This is a genomic window from Mucilaginibacter polytrichastri (assembly GCF_001911425.1).
Lineage (GTDB): Bacteria > Bacteroidota > Bacteroidia > Sphingobacteriales > Sphingobacteriaceae > Mucilaginibacter > Mucilaginibacter polytrichastri.
This window is the reverse complement of sequence record NZ_MPPL01000001.1, coordinates 1206628-1225528: the sequence shown is the minus strand read 5'-3', so window position 1 is coordinate 1225528 and position 18901 is coordinate 1206628. Positions and strand designations below refer to the sequence as shown.

Annotated in this window: 13 protein-coding genes, 1 tRNA gene and 1 pseudogene; 3 read left to right on the top strand and 12 right to left on the bottom strand. The window is 41.6% G+C overall.

Going from position 1 to position 18901, the window contains the following annotated elements; genetic code table 11:
- Positions 1-6 precede the first annotated feature (6 nt).
- The 3 genes and pseudogenes from RG47T_RS05425 to RG47T_RS26615 all read left to right on the top strand — a co-directional run.
- Positions 7-1164, top strand: coding sequence for a hypothetical protein (locus RG47T_RS05425; protein WP_245770790.1), 1158 nt, complete (start codon positions 7-9; stop codon positions 1162-1164).
- A gap of 3 nt (positions 1165-1167) precedes the next feature.
- Positions 1168-1452 carry a hypothetical protein gene (locus tag RG47T_RS05420; protein ID WP_074488477.1) on the top strand — a complete coding sequence of 95 codons (285 nt, stop codon included), beginning with the start codon at positions 1168-1170 and terminating at the stop codon, positions 1450-1452.
- A gap of 289 nt (positions 1453-1741) precedes the next feature.
- Positions 1742-2656: pseudogene (locus RG47T_RS26615) on the top strand (recombinase family protein); the annotation flags it as partial.
- Positions 2657-3272: 616 nt separating this feature from the next.
- On the opposite strand, the gene RG47T_RS05410 reads toward RG47T_RS26615, so the two are convergent.
- From RG47T_RS05410 to istB, 12 genes are all read right to left on the bottom strand, one after another.
- A tRNA-Lys gene (locus RG47T_RS05410) sits at positions 3273-3345 on the bottom strand.
- A 1121-nt stretch (positions 3346-4466) separates the two neighbouring features.
- Complete coding sequence (locus tag RG47T_RS05405; RefSeq protein ID WP_139302413.1) at positions 4467-4979, bottom strand: hypothetical protein; 513 nt, start codon at positions 4977-4979, stop codon at positions 4467-4469.
- An 11-nt stretch (positions 4980-4990) separates the two neighbouring features.
- The gene (locus RG47T_RS05400) at positions 4991-8362 is read right to left on the bottom strand and encodes a DUF6443 domain-containing protein (protein WP_139235656.1); all 3372 of its coding nucleotides are present in this window, start codon (positions 8360-8362) and stop codon (positions 4991-4993) included.
- Positions 8363-8393: 31 nt separating this feature from the next.
- Positions 8394-11627, bottom strand: coding sequence for an RHS repeat domain-containing protein (locus tag RG47T_RS05395; RefSeq protein ID WP_074488474.1), 3234 nt, complete (start codon positions 11625-11627; stop codon positions 8394-8396).
- A gap of 181 nt (positions 11628-11808) precedes the next feature.
- Positions 11809-12117 carry a hypothetical protein gene (locus tag RG47T_RS05390; RefSeq protein WP_139235657.1) on the bottom strand — a complete coding sequence of 103 codons (309 nt, stop codon included), beginning with the start codon at positions 12115-12117 and terminating at the stop codon, positions 11809-11811.
- 142 nt (positions 12118-12259) lie between these two features.
- Positions 12260-13222 carry a hypothetical protein gene (locus RG47T_RS05385; protein WP_139235658.1) on the bottom strand — a complete coding sequence of 321 codons (963 nt, stop codon included), beginning with the start codon at positions 13220-13222 and terminating at the stop codon, positions 12260-12262.
- Positions 13223-13257: 35 nt separating this feature from the next.
- Positions 13258-13965 (bottom strand): hypothetical protein, encoded by a 708-nt coding sequence (locus tag RG47T_RS05380; protein WP_074488471.1) that lies wholly within the window; start codon positions 13963-13965, stop codon positions 13258-13260.
- An 853-nt stretch (positions 13966-14818) separates the two neighbouring features.
- Positions 14819-15526, bottom strand: coding sequence for an FISUMP domain-containing protein (locus RG47T_RS05375; protein WP_074488470.1), 708 nt, complete (start codon positions 15524-15526; stop codon positions 14819-14821).
- A gap of 320 nt (positions 15527-15846) precedes the next feature.
- Positions 15847-16284, bottom strand: coding sequence for a hypothetical protein (locus RG47T_RS05370; RefSeq protein WP_074488469.1), 438 nt, complete (start codon positions 16282-16284; stop codon positions 15847-15849).
- A 308-nt stretch (positions 16285-16592) separates the two neighbouring features.
- A complete protein-coding gene (locus RG47T_RS05365; protein WP_074488468.1) occupies positions 16593-17093 on the bottom strand; it encodes a hypothetical protein in 501 nt (166 codons plus the stop codon).
- 285 nt (positions 17094-17378) lie between these two features.
- Complete coding sequence (locus tag RG47T_RS05355; protein WP_074488466.1) at positions 17379-17888, bottom strand: hypothetical protein; 510 nt, start codon at positions 17886-17888, stop codon at positions 17379-17381.
- Positions 17889-18075: 187 nt separating this feature from the next.
- Positions 18076-18822 (bottom strand): IS21-like element helper ATPase IstB, encoded by a 747-nt coding sequence (gene istB, locus RG47T_RS05350; RefSeq protein WP_074487516.1) that lies wholly within the window; start codon positions 18820-18822, stop codon positions 18076-18078.
- Between the last annotated feature and the right edge of the window lie 79 nt (positions 18823-18901).

The following is an 18901-nucleotide window of genomic DNA, read 5'->3' as shown; positions in this document are numbered from 1 at the left end:
AGTACCATGAAAATCCGTGAAGGCGACTACCGGAAAATCCTGGACCATATGGTTAAGCAGCGGGGTGAAGGCAATGAATTTGTTGCCTTCCTGAATGATTCCGCAGCTGTTAGCAAGGAAGAACTCTTTTGTTTTGGGGACCAGTACGAGGCACAGGAGTTCTGTTATGAAAATTCGACTGACGTTGATATTTACGGCTACCTGGCGATCCGCTCGGTATACCGTACCATGAGCGAGGCTTTGCAGGACAAGACCCTGCAAATTGAGCGGTATGGGCTGGTCGATATTGGCGCTATGGTCGGCGCAAGGATAGCGCGGCTTGAGGCACAACAATCTTTTAACGATAAAAATTATAAAGTCATGAACCAGAAAAATTTGGATTACCTGGCAGACCAGGTGAAGTACACAGGCTTTGGCGAGGGATTGTCAAACGACCTGAAACAAAACATTGAAAAAGGCGGAGACGATTTTAAGCTGCAATACAGTACAAAATTCGGGAACGATGCGGTAGATGCTACGCTTAATTTTAGCAAATCGACCCAGAGCGATATGTACTTTTTCAATAATTACAAAGTTGAGCTTCAGAAGGATGGCAGCACCGAGAAGTTGGACCAGACCTTTTACATCAACAAGGGAAATAACATCACCCTTAAAGAAGCCTATAACCTGATGGAAGGGCGTGCTGTTAACAAAGACCTTACCAACAAAGAGGGCCAGCAATATAATGCCTGGGTGCAGCTCGACTTTAAAAATAGTGACACTAATGGCAATTTTAAATTGAAGCATTTTCATGAGAATTATGGCTACGACCTTGAAGCGGCACTTTCTAAACACCCGATCAAGGAACTGGGGCGGGATGACTTTAAAGACAGCCTTATGGACAGCCTTAAAAAAGGCAATGTGCAGTCCGTTACCTTTCAGGTTGACGGCGGCGAACAGAAGCATTATGTGGAGGCCAACCCTCAATTTAAAACCGTCAACGTGTATGACAGCGATATGCAAAAACTGGGGAGCAGGCAGGACAAATCTGAAAAGCAATCACAGTCTGAAGGCCAGGATATGAAACGCGCCAATAAAACGGAGGTTAAAGATGCGGAGAACGTTAGCCCGGATGCCCCAAAGGAAGCAGAAAAGGCTAAGAAAACACGCGGCCAAAAAGTATAAGTAATGGACCGGTCAAAGCCCTTATCGGATTTTTTTACGGCTATTGAAAAGGATGGCCGTATCGGTATTACACATATCGGTATTTATGCCGCGTTGCTAAAGTACCGTATCGATAAGGGCTTTGTTAACCCCATCTATGTGTTCCGGCGGGATATCATGCACATCGCTAAAATATCCTGGCCGAATACTTTTTATAAGTGTGTAAATGACCTGAGTGAATACGGCTACATAAAATATGAGGCATCTTTCAATAAGAATGAAGGGAGCAGGATATATTTTCCGGATTGAAAAAGAACAATAATAGTAATATTCAACAAGGGCCCTGTACGGGCTTTTGTTGCCTAATGACAGGAGGTGTGAGATGGAACAGGATGAAAGAGGGCTAACCCCTGAGAAGGTGTTGAAAATATTAGAAAGCCATGGAACAAAAGTTACGCTCGAAGAGGCAAAAACGATACTTTTATTCATGAAAAAGCTTGCGAGAATAACCGTAAATCAGTATCTTAGAGGCTCATTATCATAGTGTTGCCCCACCTTGGGCAAGTATTTGATTTCTAACCTGGTTAAAAAAAACATCATGAAAATAGCAGATCTATATATAAGGGTAAGTACCGATGAGCAGGCTGATAAAGGATATTCCCAACGTGACCAGGAAGAACGTTTAATGCGCTATTGTGAACTGAAAGGGTATACAGTCCGGAATATCTATATTGAAGATTATTCTGCTAAGACCTTTAACCGCCCGCAGTGGACTAAGCTGATTGCTGGCCTTCGTAAACAGCGTAATAATAAGTACACTACGTTACTGCTATTTACCAAGTGGGACAGGTTCAGCAGGAATATATCCCAGGCCTACCAGACCATCGACCTTCTAAATACTTTGAGGGTTGAACCGCAGGGCATTGAGCAGCCTTTGGATCTGTCAGTCCCTGAGAACAAGATGATGCTGGCGTTTTATCTTGCTGCCCCTGAAGTGGAGAATGACAGGCGTGCCCTGAATGTGTTCCACGGTATGCGCAGGGCTAAGAAAGAAGGGCGCTGGATGGGAACAGCCCCGCTGGGTTATACCAACCAGATTGGTGAAGACAAAAGGAAATTCATCGCTATCCATGAAGTGGAAGGAGCCATACTACGTTGGGCATTCCAACAGATTGTAGACAATAATTTTAATACCGAGCAGATTTGGAAAATGGTGCGGCAGAAAGCCGCAGGCTATCCCAGGTTCAGCAAGAATAATTTTTGGGTAGCGATCCGCAACCCGCTGTACTGTGGCAAGATATTTATCCCGCCATTTAAAGATGAGAACGGGCACTTTGTGAGGGGGCAGCATGAAGCCTTGATACCGGAAATGCTCTTTAATGAGGCGCAGCAGGTACTGGATGGGAGGAAAAGGGTTATTAAGCCTAAGATCGTTTCTATGGAAAACCTGCCATTGCGTGGCTTCCTGAAATGCCCGCAATGCGGCAGGATGCTTACAGGCAGCGCGTCCAAGGGTAAGATGGGCAATTATTACTATTACTACCACTGTTCCGGGGAATGTAAGGTACGTTTCAAGGCAGAGAATACCAACAAGGTATTCGTGGAGCAGCTGAGCGAACTCATTCCTAAACCGGGTATGATCGAAGTGTATATACTTTCCGTGGTTGAGGATTTTAAAAACCAGACCAAAAAGCAGGACTCGGAAAGGCGTCAGATCATTTCGCAATTAGAGCAATTGAATACACGCATGCAAAATGCCCGTATACAAAAAGTAGACGGCCTGTTGGATGATGATGATTTTCAGATGTTGAAGCAGGACACGAATGCTAAAATTGAAAAACTTGAAGCAGAACTGGGGAACCTTTCTGACAAGCATAAAGAGATCAATTTCCTTTTAGAAAAAGGGCTTAAAAAGCTGTTAGGGCTTGATTTAAGGTACGTTAACGGGACTGTAGAGGAGAAAAGGGAGATAGTGAGTTCGATGTTCCCTGAAAACCTGGTATTTGACGGAGTGCAACATCGAACTCCGAGGCTGAACTCGGCAGTTGTACTTATCTATCAGAAAAACAGTGAGTTAGAAGGTATAAAAAAAGGGACAAATCCTTTTGAATTAGATTTGTCCCAAGAGGTGACCCAGCTGAGGCTCGAACTCAGGACCCACAGATTAAGAGTCTGTTGCTCTACCAACTGAGCTACTAAGTCGTTTAAATTACAGAGTGCTAATATAGCATTTAAATGCTTACTTCAACCTCTTTCTCTCTTCCTTTCTAAAGTTTTAACATCGTAATGATATTATATTTTTAAAAATTTGCAAACCATTTGCAAACACGTCAACCGTGTAAATAATTTAATGAACTGTAATGCTAATGTACTGCTTTAACTTATAAAGCTAAAATGTGTTTCTAAGTCGTGTCTTTCATGAGTTTTTAAGTTAAGTGAATAAAAGAATTATGATGCTCTACACGCTTATAGCAATCAAGTGCAAGATGGCAAACGAATAAATGAGGGTCTGTGTACTGGGGTTGTGTTTATGCGGGAAGCTCTTGCACGCTACAGCAGCTATTAAGCGTAACTTTGCTGAATAATTCTATTCTTCACACTCTTTCCTCAATCCACTATTATTGATTTTTATTACTTTATACCATGATGAAAAACCTTGGATTAGAAAAGTTATTTTCATCTACACTTTTATCAAAAAAAGGGTTTTTATACCCCCTTCACATGAACTGTAGGTATAGATTTTACAAATTGAAAAAGTTGCATTTCGCCTTTCAACTTTTATAAGGTAAATGTGTAATTGGTCAATTAAGTACTATGTAATAATTTATTTTCTCACCTACACTTCACTTGAAAAACATGGTTTTATACCCCCTGAAGTCAAAGTGTAGGAAAAGTTCAATTTGAGTATTAAAAGGATTGAGATGTCTCCCCATCATCCTTTATAAGGCTAGACTGGTAAGTAATGATTAATAATGTTTGTAGCAACAGTTTAAATCCCATTTAACCAAATACCTTTTAAAGCTGAGTGCCGTTCATGTATATTCCTCAATATGCCAAAATCTATTTTAGCTTGCAGAACTGTAAGTTAAATTATAACTACACTTCACTTCAAATTTAAGGTTTTATACCCCCTTTTATCAAACTGTAGGTTTTGAGAAGTTGAGAATTAAGACACGCCTACATCTTGTAAAAGTTAAAAGAAGTTAGTTGAAAACAATAAAACCTCCTTACAATCGCTGATTGGAGGCTTAACTTAAACTTATCACAATTATTAAGCCCAGCGCTATGGCTGGGTTTAAATAAATTCTCAGTGTTAATGCAGATCAGATATCGATTTCTTTAAGTACTTCAGTGCTGATCCAGTACTTCTTACCACCTTTCTCTACGACAACACATTTGCTCTTGATATATTTGACGATGTCCTTGAAGTACCCTCTCAACTTGTCAGGTGCCTTAAACTCTTCATGATTGCCAACGTGAATAAATTTCGAGTAGATGTCTATAACGGATCCCATATATGGAATCTTGGCATCATTTGCATGACCTCTATAAAATGAAAGATCTATGTACGGACCGCCCTTTCGTTGATTTATCGCATATTTTGGCTCTTCGACGAACCTGTTCCTACTCACCTTGAGTGGTTCGATAACAAATTCATCAGCTATCAGAAAGAAATGAGTAGTTTCTGTTCTTTGAAAACGAGAGAACTCTTCGTAGTCAACTATAGGAACGTACTCTTCTGACTTAAAGAAGACATCAGGTATAAGCAAACCTCCCTTTAGTTGAATAAAGTTAAATAGTTCCTTTCGTTCATCGTTATTAAAAAAAAATTCCATTTGAGTCATAGTTAACTTCCTACTTTATGTGTTTCGTGATCAACACCAAGTTTATCATACTCAGCTTGACGTTTCTTGTTCCTTGAACTATTCGGTTTTCTTTCAGCTTCATAAACTTTTGTAGTCTTGCCTGTTTTAGGATCAACAACCTGTACATCAGGTCTTCTGTTCGAACCATCTAACCTTATTTTCTTTTCTTGGATAATTTCACTTCCAGGATGTTCTGCTTTAGCTTTTTCTGCTAACTCTTGGACTTTTTCTTGGTGATCAGGCTTGCCTTTAGCACCATCAGGATTAGGCGGCCCTTTCTCTTTTGGAGGAGCAGTAGATTGAGGATCAGGACTTTCACTGTTATGTGAACTTTGAACTATAGCCTGTAATGCCTGATAACCGCCATATATTAACAGGCCAGCTGCTGCAATATCAGCTGCAGGGTTCTCAGGGCCTAACCCGATTACTTCCGCTGCTATAGCCCTAGTGACCGCTTGTTTCATTATCTGCCCCGCCGTTGCTTTAACAACAATGGCAGCACCTACAGCGGCTACTGCTTTTGCAGCGGGAGCCGGTCCATCACCACCATCGTCATCGACAACATCTTCACCAAACATTCCGTCTGGATCAGTATGACGAATAGGATCATCAAAGGTGTAACCATACGGAGAACCTCGTCTTTCAAACTCCGCCAACGGATCAACAGTACCCCACCTTGCAATTATCGGATCATAGAACCTTGCACCATAATCGTACTGGGTTAACTCTTCCTGTAACTCCTTTTTATTGTAAAGATATTCATTTTTAGGGCTGCTTACTATGCCTCTGGATATTTCCAAACCGAATGGATAATAATCGTCTTGCTGGGTTGTCGTCCCGTTCTGATTAAAACTTAAACGGGTGTTGCCTAAGTGATCTGCCAGGCTATATTCGTAAGTATAGTTACCGGCACTGTTAAGCGCACGGCCTTCCTCGGTTTGCACAAAGGTGATGTTGTTATTATCGTATTGTATGCCGTCAATATAATTTGTCGTATTGGTGCCGCTTACTTTTCTCAGTTTTTTACCTGTGGCATCGTAAGTATAGTTCAGATTCTTTGCAGTTATGTTTGCCGGAAGGTTTAGCATATTGTAAGTGATCGTATTAGCCTGCCCGTCGCTAGTCGTATTACCGTTGGCATCGTAACCATAGGTTCTAAATGAACCGCTATTGTTTGACACTGATATTAACTGGTTACCATTATAAGTATATGCAAGGACTTGGTTGACCAAACCGGCTCTGTTTAACGTCGTGATATTACCTAATGGATCATATCCGATATTATTTTCGGTATATCCTTCACTTGATGTGCCAGCTGCTAAACGGTTCAAAGGATCATAGGTATAGTCATAATGTTTACCAAGGCTACCTGGCGTCCCCCAGTACTGGCTGGTGATGTTACCGTTCCATTGTGGTGCTGAACCCGCATTATAGTTCAGCTGCATAGCGAATAACGGTGCGCTACTGCCAGTTAACCAGCCGCGTTCGTTATAAGCATAAGCAACCTGCTGGGTATTATTCCCCAGGTGTTTGGTCATTAGTTGTCCAACCTCGTTATAATCTTCCTGGCTTAGCAATACATTGGTGCCGCCGTTCAGCTGTTCGTGGGTCTGGGTTTTACGCCCCATGTGGTCATAGGTGTAGGTATTGTTTATCGTAAGGGCAGGGCTTGTTGTATTGGCCTGGATATAATGATGCCGGGTGGTTTGGGTTACCTGGTCGTTAAAGTTGTAGTTAAAAGCAGTTTCGTCATAATCGTTATTGCTGGTACCGCCATTCAAATAATGCTGCTGGTAGGTTTGAGCCAGCCTGCCTTTGCTGTCGTAAAAGTTTACCGACCATAACATCGGACCGAAGGTGCCATCGGGTAACAAAACCGCTGTTTTGGTAGCCGTTAATAAACCGGTTGGCTGTGTCAGCGTATTGCTTACCGTTGTATTGTAGGGGTTATTAGGATAGTAGTAGTTATCATAAAAGTTAAGTGTAAACACCCAGCTCAAAGCAGGATAGCTGTTTAAGGTATAGCCTAAGCCTATGCCGGTATATGTTTCATATTGCGCAGCAGCATAAATATTAGCCTGCAGCTGTGTCTGGGTTAATGCAGGTGATGCAGTATCTTTAAATAAGCCTGTAAGGATCACCCGGCCAAAGGCATCGTACTTGGTGAGCAGCCATTGTTTGGCTGCCCGGTGGGTACCATCCTGTGTAAGCACCAACTGGTCGAGTTGGTTATAAACCATGTATTCCCAGTCTTTACCCGGTATCTTCTTTTGTACCACGCGGTTCCGTTCATCATAATGATAGCCATAGATGTAATTAAGGAATAAAGGATCTGTTTCGGAAAAAGAGGTCGGATATGTCCCTGGCATTTGCGGGATCACATACCGAAGGTTATTCAGGTCATCATATACATAACAGGTAGACTGAAAAGTATTAACTCCCGCTTGTACCTTTTTACAAACCATATGGTTTTCCTTGTCCTTAAAATCGATACTTTGGTTACCATTCTCATCGGTGGTTATTGTTTTATATAATTGGTTTGGGTCATAAAAAGTATTACCTGTCGCACCGGTGCCATTACTATTGACTGACCACAGTATCACTTCACTGGTAGCATTAGTTCCATAACTACTCTTTACCGTGTGTCCTGCGCCAGCATTAGTGTTGGTGCTGGAAGGTTGCCAGTCATTACCCGGCGCGCCTTGTTCCAATGTCCTGTTCAGCGGAGAGGGCTCGAACACCGTCTGGCTGAATGGATAATTTGTAGTAACAACGCCCGCGGGAGGGGTTGCGTAGAAGAAGGCTTGGTCACTGATGGCATTAGGCCTATAAGTACTATCTGTAACAGCAGCAGAATACGGCAAATATTTAACTACTTCACGGTCAAACTGATCGTATGCAAAGGCTTGCACCAAATCTTTACTGGCATTGGGGTTCCCTTTTATCTGCACCGTTTGCGAAGGTCTGCCTAAGCCGTCAATAAATTGCACCGACTGCATGACCTGACATGCTGTATACCCTGCCTGGCCCGGAACATAATTCTCTTGCCGCGGAATAGATGTCAGGATATAGTTTTGTGATTTCCGGATGACCGTATTTAACGGTGAACAGCCCAATGGCAAAGCCTGAAAAACAATACTTTGTCCGGCTGCCGGTGTAATAACAGTATTAGGCTGGATAAGGATCGTATTATAGCTATAGGTTTTTGAAGTAGTGATCGTTGTATCGTGAAATGTTCTTGTCGTTTGGCAGATTGCGTCATTATTAATTAGCAGCAGGATAAATGCCAGGATAATAGCTAAACAGGACGTTACATTAACGCCTTGCTTATGATTATTGCTTTGTTTCTTCATGTCCTTAAGGTGATCAGGTTGATGCTTAGGTTTATTGGCCCTGGTAATGGTAATCCATATGCTTGACAATATTATTATCCTTGTCCCTGATATTTATCAATCGCTGGAAACTATCGTATTCATAATACGTTGTCACGCCTTTAGCATCCGTCGTACTGGTCATACCGGTTAATGGACTGTATGTGTAGGTTGATACTTGCGTACCAGCTAAGGATGTTCGAAGAACATTCAGATAAGCATCCGTCTGGGCTTTGGTAGGCACCGCCTGGTTACCGAAATTATCTACAGCTGCAAAGCCACCTAATGTAGATTCAACTGCCTCGTAAGTGGCATTCTTGATCTCCGCGACGGGATAAGTTTTATTGTAGCTCCATAAATAAGTCGTAGAGACGCCTTCCGTAGGAGTTATCTGCTGCAGGTTTCCTAATGCATCATATCTATTATAAACCAGCCTTTCCTTATAATGGCCGTCGAGTGTGTATACCGCCGGTGAAGTACTTACAGGTAATTGGCCAATTGCCCTTCCTGAGAACTTAAAGGCCGATAACGTAACCGGAGCCAACTGCTCCATTTTATAAACCCTGTCTATTAGACCGTGCCCACCTGTCTGATATTGTGTGACCACTCCGTTTAATATTGTAGTGTTAGTCCCATCATTTTGGTAAGTTACCTGTTCAATAGGGGACGCAATGACATGACTAGTTTTCATGTCATCAATAAAGGTCGTGCCAGAAGCGTAATCATCAGGATAGGTACTGACAGCAGTAATAATCTTACCGTCGCTTTTGGTACTTACCACCCGCGTGGCCTGCATGTGCACCGGGTTGTCGTAATAATAATTACTAAGCGTGCTTATCTTATTCCCACCGTTATCGTAAGTATCTTCCTGCATTGACGCCTTTTGAACCCATTCCGATGTAGTTCGATACAATGTGCTGGTAAATTGGTCGTCGGTGTTACTCGGATTAGATAGGCCGTCAGTACAGGGGTCATCAATTTTAAATCCTGTCACAAAAGCGGAAAGAGTAGCGTTGGGGACAATATTATAAGTATAAGTTGTCGCTTTTTTGATCACACCCCAAACGTTATAAGTATTTTGGTTAAGCAATAATCCCCTTCTATAATCAAAACTGCTTACCGGCGGAAAAGGAAACTGACGAACGACTTGGTCAGCAGGACTATTTGTAAAAGTATTAACCTCATAACCATTGGATCCATTAACGCCATATTTTACGGTAACCACACCGTATCCTATATGGCTTCCACCTGTTGTACCAACAGCTACTTTATTATAAGATGTTCTGGCAATATAGGATATGACCCTATCGAAATAAAGCCCATTATTCGGAGGTGGTGCACACGGATGATGATCTCTAATTGTAATCGTATAAATATAATCTGCATTCTTAATCGGTGCTGAGCAGTAAGCCTGATCATAGGAATAATATTTTTCAATAGTTTTACCCTGTCCGTCGTTATCAATTAAACTGCTTAACCTAACTCCGCCCACCGTTCTAACGACCGCCTGTGGCGTTTGAGTATTTTGCCAGGTAATAGATGTATTGCAATAAGTGTTACCCATTTCCGGGCTTGATACCGAAAAACGGTATGTGCCTGCTGTTAAAACCTTTTTTGTTACGGTATATGTGCCATTCGTATTGTAAAGTTGCATAAATGCAATATTACCCTGTTGATCCACCAGTGATATGTTTATATTCAAAGGATCATTTTCGTTCGGGTCTTTTCGGAAAATTGCAGTTAAAGTAATATTTTGGGCCTGGTTGATTACAATTGTTTGTGATTTCACAGTTCCTATAGGATCTGATTCCTGTAATAATAAACTTGCAGTCTGACTTGAGCTGGTTGTGGAAACATCGTTATAGGAGTTTGCTTCATAGTTGAACGCACTCGATCCGCCTGTCGGATAATTGATCTGCGTCAATATTTCCGCTGCCGAGTAAGGGAAATAAGCCTCCCGGTCTGCTATCGGGAATGAAGGATTATTGAATCCTTCAACTGCCGGTAGCATATTGGTGTTGGTGATCTTACCATTGAAGTATCCCCAGTGATCCTGCGCATTAGAGCCCAACGCCGGTAAATTATTGGCATTATAAATAAGACCCCACTGGTTAATATTGGAAATATTATCCGCTCCAATCTCGGTAATGCCCGTTAACCTTAAACGTCCACTTGATGAATAGATGTAATTGAGTTTATACTGTCTTACCGGTGTTTGTTTTCCATTATAATATACCTTCACACTATCGAGTGCATATCCACCAGTGACATCGGCCCTTTGGCTTACCTGTGGGACAAATTTGACAACCGTGTTTTGGCTAGTAATCTGCGCTAAGTGCAATCCGTGAATTGTAGAATTACTTAAATGTCTTTCAGCGGGTTTGTCATCGAAAGTTCCATAGTTAGGGTCATTAGGATTTCTAATAAAATCTGTAATGCTGGTCGTGAAGAAAGTATTATTAGTTTCTGCTCCATACGTAAAATTAACAGCGGGGCCTATAACCGGCACCACTTGCTTTAAATACCACGATGATATAAATCCTTGATTGGCATAATAGCCTTCTGTATTGTTATTATCAGTCCGCTCTACGGAACCTACACCGCCAAAATACAACTTCGTGCCGTCTTCAAATGTAGCCGTCCATTGGTCTGCATCGGCGAATGGATCTGACCCAAAAGAAGGGTACTCTATCTTAACCGTATTTTGAGGAATTGTTTGGATCTTATTGTTCACGTCAATAAAAAATTTGAATGAATGTCCCATTGCATTAAACATAAAGACGTCCGGCTGGGTGTCCATTATCCCCTGCGCTTCCTGTTGCAGAATTTGATAGTTGGCTTGATTTACATGACCGATATCTGGAGTTGGCAAGCTTACGCGTGTGGAAAAATAACCGTAGGTCGGTTGATCATCCGGCAATCCCCTAACGGTCCTTGTAATTACGCCGCCGCCATTAAGGGACCAGCCCAAACCTACCCATGAGGCGTATTCATCAACCTTAATCCCGGAGGCGTGATAACTCAAGGATACAGGCACTGATAATTTTCCGGATGACATCGTATACAAAGAAATGTTGATCTCAGGCGTACCGCTATACAAACTTACTGGCCAGTCTGCATATTTACCCAGCGATGCAGCAGTTGGTGAGGGGGAGATCACGTTGTTCTGCTGAACAACAGAGGTGGTTGCTTGCTGGGCATGGGCGTGACCATAAACCAACAGGAGTAAACAGAATATTTTTTTCATTGTGATACTAGGAAATTTACGAAGAATGGTTAAAGATTTGATGGTTACTATATTTATAGAATTTACTTTGAATAATTCAGCTCAACTGTTCTGCGATGAAACATTAATTTTTGTTGCTCCGTGAGATTTTTTTCTGTCTCATTATCAAATATGTAATCAGGTGTAGGAACTAATTGATCAACTATTCGGGTTGCATGAATAATGCCTCGTGTTTTTGATTTGGATTCACGGAGCCCATTCCAACATTGCCATTATTCAAAATAGAAAGTTTTGTGGTAACGCCGGGAGCATGATTGGTTCGGATTCCAAAATATAAATGTCCAAAGGCATACGTTCCGCTTACCTGCTGACCACCTGTAATAGTAGCGAATGGCCGACTATAAAGACCAAAAAACATCAATCCGATTTGGCTTAGATCCATATTTGCCTCATAAGCATTTAACAATCTCAAAGGGTAAGTGGTCGGACTTGACGGATCAAAAACATCCAATTTATAACTAGGGGTTGCCGTGCCTTATCCCGACATTTCTAGTTACTGGAAATGTATTTTGTGCATTGGAACAACCCATAAAGGGTAAACTCAAAAGTATTAACAGAACTGTAATAAGTCCTAAGTGATAATTTTTCATTTGTTATTGTTTTTCTTTTAATTCAGATACCTCTTTTTTCAACTCCTGTAATTGTTTGTTTTGTTCAATCAAATAAAAGGTCAACTCTTCTACCTTTTTTAACAATGTTGCGTTCATCCCGCCCAAATCGATGCCGCCTTTTTTAACTTCCTCTTCTGAAAGAACATCTGACAAGTGATGATTTTTGTCGATATAGGATTTCACATCCGATAACTTGGGTAATTCGTAATCATCTTTAAAAACATAATCAGGCCATTGATCAACTGTCTTGACTGTAATGGAGGTAGCTATTGCACTGCCTGCAATAACTAGTTTATAACTACCTTGTTTGCCCCGTGTATCACCAATAAGTACTTGCCCATTACCTAAAATCCACATCAGCATTTGTTCATTGTTACTGTTATCGTGGTTCCAAAAAGCAAAGCCATCGGTATTGCCTTGTCCTTGGTTTCCAATAAAGTCGGCCTCTCCCGATCCACCTGCTCTATTCCAACCCATTAACATTTGACCTGTTCTGGCAAGGCTACTTAGGTTTCCTACTGTAGGTATCCTTGCATCAAGATTTGAATTATTTCCGTTAACCCGCACCGTTCCGCTTACATCCAGTACTGACTGGGGACTTATAGTGCCGATCCCTACATGTCCAACTGCGGGCTGTAGAATAATATTTCCACCATCTATTGAATTATAGTCTGTTGTTTGCAACGTTACAAAACGACCGCCGATAGCAGGTGCCCCATATATCATTGTTCTTAATCCAAATGGCGCAGAGGCATCATTAGTAGATAAGAAAGATGCTATACCAGCCGTGGTTGAATTTGAGCTAGTGCTGCTTTTTGAAAAAGGTACAACCACTTGAAAAAGACTCAAAGGACTAGATGTTCCAATACCCACACTAGCATTGGAGGGCCATGGATAAGTATTCTGAGCAAAAGAATAGATAGAAACCACTAATGGCAGAATCAATAGTAGAAGTTTTTCATGAATTGTAATAAGCGTTATTATTTATGTGAGAATCTTAGCAATGTTTTCATTTGTAATTTCAAATCATTGATTTGCTGTTGCTGATTATCAATTTGCGCTTGCTGTAGTTGTACCTGCCTGTCTTTTTCAATCAGATACAGCGTCAATTCTTCAATTTTTTTGGTCTGTATTTTGCTCATCGCACCGATATCCAAGCCATCTTTTATTATATCATCTTCTGACGGCATATCTGGTAAGTGATGATTTCGATCAATGTATGATTTTACAAGAGCCAAGGAATACAATTTATAAGTCGGTTTGAATACAAAGTCTGACCAGCCTATCATATCTACCTTAACAGCCTGCGCATGAATTGTGCCTGCAACCGATAGCTTTGCATCAGGAGTGATTGTGCCTATTCCTACATTTCCACCAGATAGTATTCTAACCACTTCAGTTTTATTTCCGTTTGGATTCGTCCAAATACCTATTCCTTGATTTGACTCATGTGCTCCTGAAAATATACCTAGTCCTACTCCACCATATGGAAAGAGACCATAGGATATGTCTGAGGGTGGCACCGCTTTATTTTGAACTGAAATTTGAATTAGCCCCCCAATATCGAGAGCGGCTTGGGGAGTTGTAGTTCCTATACCTATATTACCAGAAGTTGACCAAGGTGTATTTTGAGCGTAAGAATAGCTTGCCGCTATTAAAGGCAAAATTGCCAATAGAATTCTTTTCATGAAATTGTGATAATGAGTTAAGCAATTATATGCCTAATATAAGTAGAGTAACTTATACTTAAGTAAGGTTGTCTGAAATTTAACTATTAATTTATATCCTTTATTAAAAGCTTTTGCATATAAATTAAGGATTAAGAAAAAGCTCTAATTTAGCCACTTTGAAGAAGTTGATTAACTGGTAAGGTGTCTGCGAGACGACTGCGAGTTGAACAAATGGTCTTCAGAAAGAAGCTCGCAAGAGCGATCTGAAGAATGCTTCACAAAGGCTTGGCGCTGGTTTTGACTTGTAAGGGAATGAGCGTAGGCCTGAAACCTGTGACATAGCTTGAAGCCATTTGCGATGATGCAGGCGAGCCTAATATGGGAACTGTCTGAATGAAATAGTAATGCAGCGTAGCGGAATGCTATTGAAGGCAGAGACAAGTTCCGTGAGGAATGAATTTGCGAAAGGCAGCAATCGTGACAGTCTGCGGTAGCAGTGAACCTTAGTGTGCTGCAAGCTTACTAAAGTGAACGACGACTGGCGCTATTGATGTTGAGCTTACGAATGACGAACACCTATCTTCCTGGTGTGTGAAAGGCCTCTGCGTTAAGGCCAGAAGCGTAGCTTGCCTTACCCCATGTAAGCAACAGAAGCGGGGAAGGCAAGTGAGGGCTTATGGTAGTATTCAAATATGTTATACCAGCTTAGCATATTTATAGTACTCGGTGCCGAAGATATTATATTGCCGATACAACACTTTTGTACTGGCCAATGCAAACAAATTATACTGTCGGTATAACAACAAAGAGCCTACCCGAAGGTAAGCTCTCTATTAATGAATGTCAACTTTTAAAAGGTAAAGCCTCGTAATCAATTATCTTTAACGAAACGTAAGCTAAAGTAGAGTTGATCTACAGAGTTACCTTTGAATACTGAGGCATAATCTTCGGTACTACCATCAGTAAACTTATAATTGCTAAGCTCTAAAGCATAATGATGTGTTGTGTTGATTCCACCTTCCACAGTACTTGGAAGTACGTCAGATGCCCAGAAATCGGTGTAATGACCAACCCCAGAATATGCAGGTAGTTGTGGTGTACGAGTGATAATATATGAACTTACCCCAACAGGATAGGCATTGAAGCCTAACGTATTCGTGCCATTTATATAAGTCCAGACTGTTACGGAACGTAGTTTGGTACTTGCAGTGCCGTCTATCGTAATGTCACCATCAGAATTTGTTGAGGTTGTCCCTGCTGCTTTCAGCAAGTCTATAAAGTCCTGTCTGGTTGGTAATCTCCAACCTGTAGGTAATGAAATTGCTTTAGCCTCTGCCATTGTATAGAGTTTACCATAGGTAGCATTGTTCGTTGTGCTGAAAGCATAGTTGACACCACCATCACCGTTGTAATTCGATGATGTCCAGGTCTTGGTGCCAATCTTGACAATAGGGTAATCTGTACCACTGATCGTAACAGAGGTTGGCGTAGGTGTGGTTGGTGTAGCATCGTTGCTGCCACCTTTTGAGCATGAGAATAGTGTTAAGGCTGTTAGAGCCAGTAGGGCGATCTTCTTCATTTGATTGATCTGTAAAGTTTAAGTGTATGTTTGAATTTTTATTTGCGATGGTTGACTTTTAAAGAATGTAGTCAAGGTGTTACGTTAATTGCGGTAGTTACTGTCCTTGTCGAATTTGTCTTGCTTGAAGATGAAGCTGTAAGCGAATTTGAGCACAATGAATGCTGCTATCGTGAGTAGTAAGGTTTCCATTATGAGGTAAGGTTATTTGTTTTTGACTTCCTTGTTAACCGTTTTAATGCCCTTGATAGCAAGCATAGCGATGATGACAAACACTATAAAAATGAATGCTGAGAATAGCTGTTGCATTGGGAAATGGATTAGCGTGGTAGCTCACAAACGTTGTGAACGATTTGAGATTCGTTAATTAGGTTAGTTAACTTGATCTGTGGAGCTCCTGAAACCATAAGTATGGCAATAAGGTAAGTTACGCCACCTTGATCTGTTGCTTGCCAGTATAGATAGCCCTGGTTGTTGAACGTGTCGTACTTCATAGCATTAATGCCTGTGTAGACTGTTTGAGCAGATGGGGTACCAATAATTGTTATCCTACAACCTTGTTGAATCTCGATCATGATTTGATCGCTGAACAATTCGGTCTTGTTGACTAAACAGTCATTAACGAAGTTGCCCTTAGAGAGGGAATAGAAACTAATTGAACGTGAATTGTGCTTGGTAAGATCTTCTGGGGTAATAGTCTTTTTGCGCTGTTCAAACAGCTTGACGATCATTTGGGTGAACTGTGGATTGGGTTTCATCTATGTGAATGGTTCGTTACCGTTGCAGTCCTCAACGGTTGGTTATAAAGCACGAATAGCGCAGGACTAAACTATGTCTGCACCAGAGGTACTTAGGAGAACCCATTGCAACAAACAAGTCGCCCTACGCTATTCAGCGCGGGCGTTCACTTATCTGTTCTTGTTGCAATTTGAAAGTTCCTAAGTTTTCTGAGTGCAAGAACGATAGCTAACGCTATATATCTTAATTATATGTAGTAGTAATGATACTGTCTATGTAATTCCTCCTGTGTTGATTTGGAGCAAAGGTAAACAGTATCAGTGATAGGTTAAGCGACCTTCTGCAATTTTCTTTTAATTGCTTTGGGCTTGTGCTTAATGAGGTGAAAGGTATGATTCTTTAAACCGCCTTCCTCCAGGAACTCATAAAACTCGGAGCATTCTGTAACGATGTAGTCTGTCTTTATGCAATCCTCAATGTTGATCGCGGTGTTAATTGCCATAGTTACCTTATAAAGAATGCGTAGAAACGTTCCTGCCAAAGGTTCATATTCCATGAAGCCAGGCTGACTGTCACAGCCAAAGTTGATGGCAAGCTTATCGTCCTTATGGCATTCAAGGCGCATGTATAGAAGTGGGTTGATGAACTCGTGAACAATGGTGCCCTCGATGATTGGTAGTTTGTCTTCGCGAATGAGGCTGTAACGGTGCGGATCGTCAGGCAATGTTGCCAGTAGTGATGTAGTTTGTTTTAAGACCTCGAAGTATGCTGCCTTAACGCATTCATTATAAGTTAAGCCTCGTAAGTCTGTAGGTGTGGTACTTTTCATTGTTGTAGTTGGTTGAAGTAGTTGATTTCAATTAGTCTAATCAGTGGAACGAAGTAGGCAGAATCAAGGTAAGGTTGATCTCCAAAGGCTTGATGCAGATAGCATTCTTGCCTGAACCAATCGTATTCCATAAGGTCTTGTACGAATGGCCACTCAACGAGTATGTAGGTGCCGGTTGAGATTTTGTCGATGATAGTTGATAGTGGTGTACTCATTAGGTTAACTTTTTAAATAAAAAAGCCTGAACGGTTGTCGCTCAGGCTTCATTGGGTTATGTGAAATGGGTTAATTGCTTTGCTCTTCATCAGGGCTTAGGTGGGAAAAGAACTTAGGATCGTCTTTGTAGTACTGCCTCATGTCTTTGAAATAATTTGCTATGCGGGGTTCGATGGGTTTAACCTTTCCGACAGTTCCAAGTAAGGCTGTAATGATTTCTTTAAACGGACTATCATCTATGTGGTAGTGTATCTCATACTCATAGAAATGGTTGCACTCCAGTTCCTTATATAAGGTACTGCAGGCGATAATGTGCATGGTGCATGGGTTTTCAGAGTTATCATGTCGCCAATCTCTGTCATAGAAATATTCATTCTGTTGTGCATAGAGACTGCGGATTTTATCACGGATGGTCATGAAGTGTTTCTCATGAAGCCAGTTGATGCCAATGTTGTTCTTGCCCATGTGATGGTGCTTAGCAACCTTCCAGCGTTTAGCAACGCGATATTTTCTTTTAGGCGTTTCAGGCTCTTGGGGAATGAGCTTGTAGAGTTTGTCGGGATTGAACTCAAAATGCATGATGAATGGTTGTTAGTGGGTGATTGGGACAGTTGACTTTTAAGGATGATAAGGTAGTTGGGTGTATGTTATGGAGATGTTGACCACCTGATTCCGGGCCAAACTGACCAGGCAATTAGCTGACGTGGGGCGTGCAGCAAACGCTATAAAAGCGTGTACAAAAATAGTTATTTAAAAGGTATTTTCATTAGTAGCTGGTTTCCGGTTCAACGTTACGTTTTCTTCTCATAGATCCCCCCTTCAATTCGATGCGGTGTGCATCATGAACGATCCGGTCCAGGATCGCATCAGCAACCGTTTTTTCACCGATCACTTCAAACCATTTGCTTACCGGTAACTGTGAGGTTATGATCAGCGAGGTTTTGCCATGCCTGTCCTCAATAAGTTCCATTAGCGCAGCCCTGCTTTGTGCATCAAAGGGCTGGATACCGAAATCATCCAGTATAAGCAATTGCTGCCGTTCAAGTTTGGCGAGTTCCTTGATATAGGAGCCGTCTGCCTTAGCCATCTTTAGTTTAGCGAACAGCTTAGGCGTGCTGGCATAAAGCACCCTGTAGCCCAGCATACAGGCCTGGTAGCCCACAGCAGAAGCCACATAGCTTTTACCGATACCAGTGCTGCCAGTGACCAGGATATTTTCATTGCGATCAATGAATGTACAGTCTGCCAGCCGCATGATCTGGTTACGGTCGATGCTTCGGTCAGCATGGTAATGCACGTCCTCTATCGAAGCTTTATAGCGGAACTTAGCATACAATATCTGCCGTTCTATACGCCTGTTTTGCCGGTCATCCCACTCGGCATCTACCAGGTGAGCCAGCAGTTCATCCGCTGTATAATCATTTGTTTTACCCGTTTCCATGCTGCTTTTGAAGGCATGGAACATGCCGAAGAACTTCATCTTCCGCAGTTTGTCCAATGTACTTGTGTTCATGTTATTTGTTGTTTAATGGTTATTTGTAATAGTCTTTTCCCCGGATATTATCATGGTTAGGCATCGGCAGCTCGTCGGC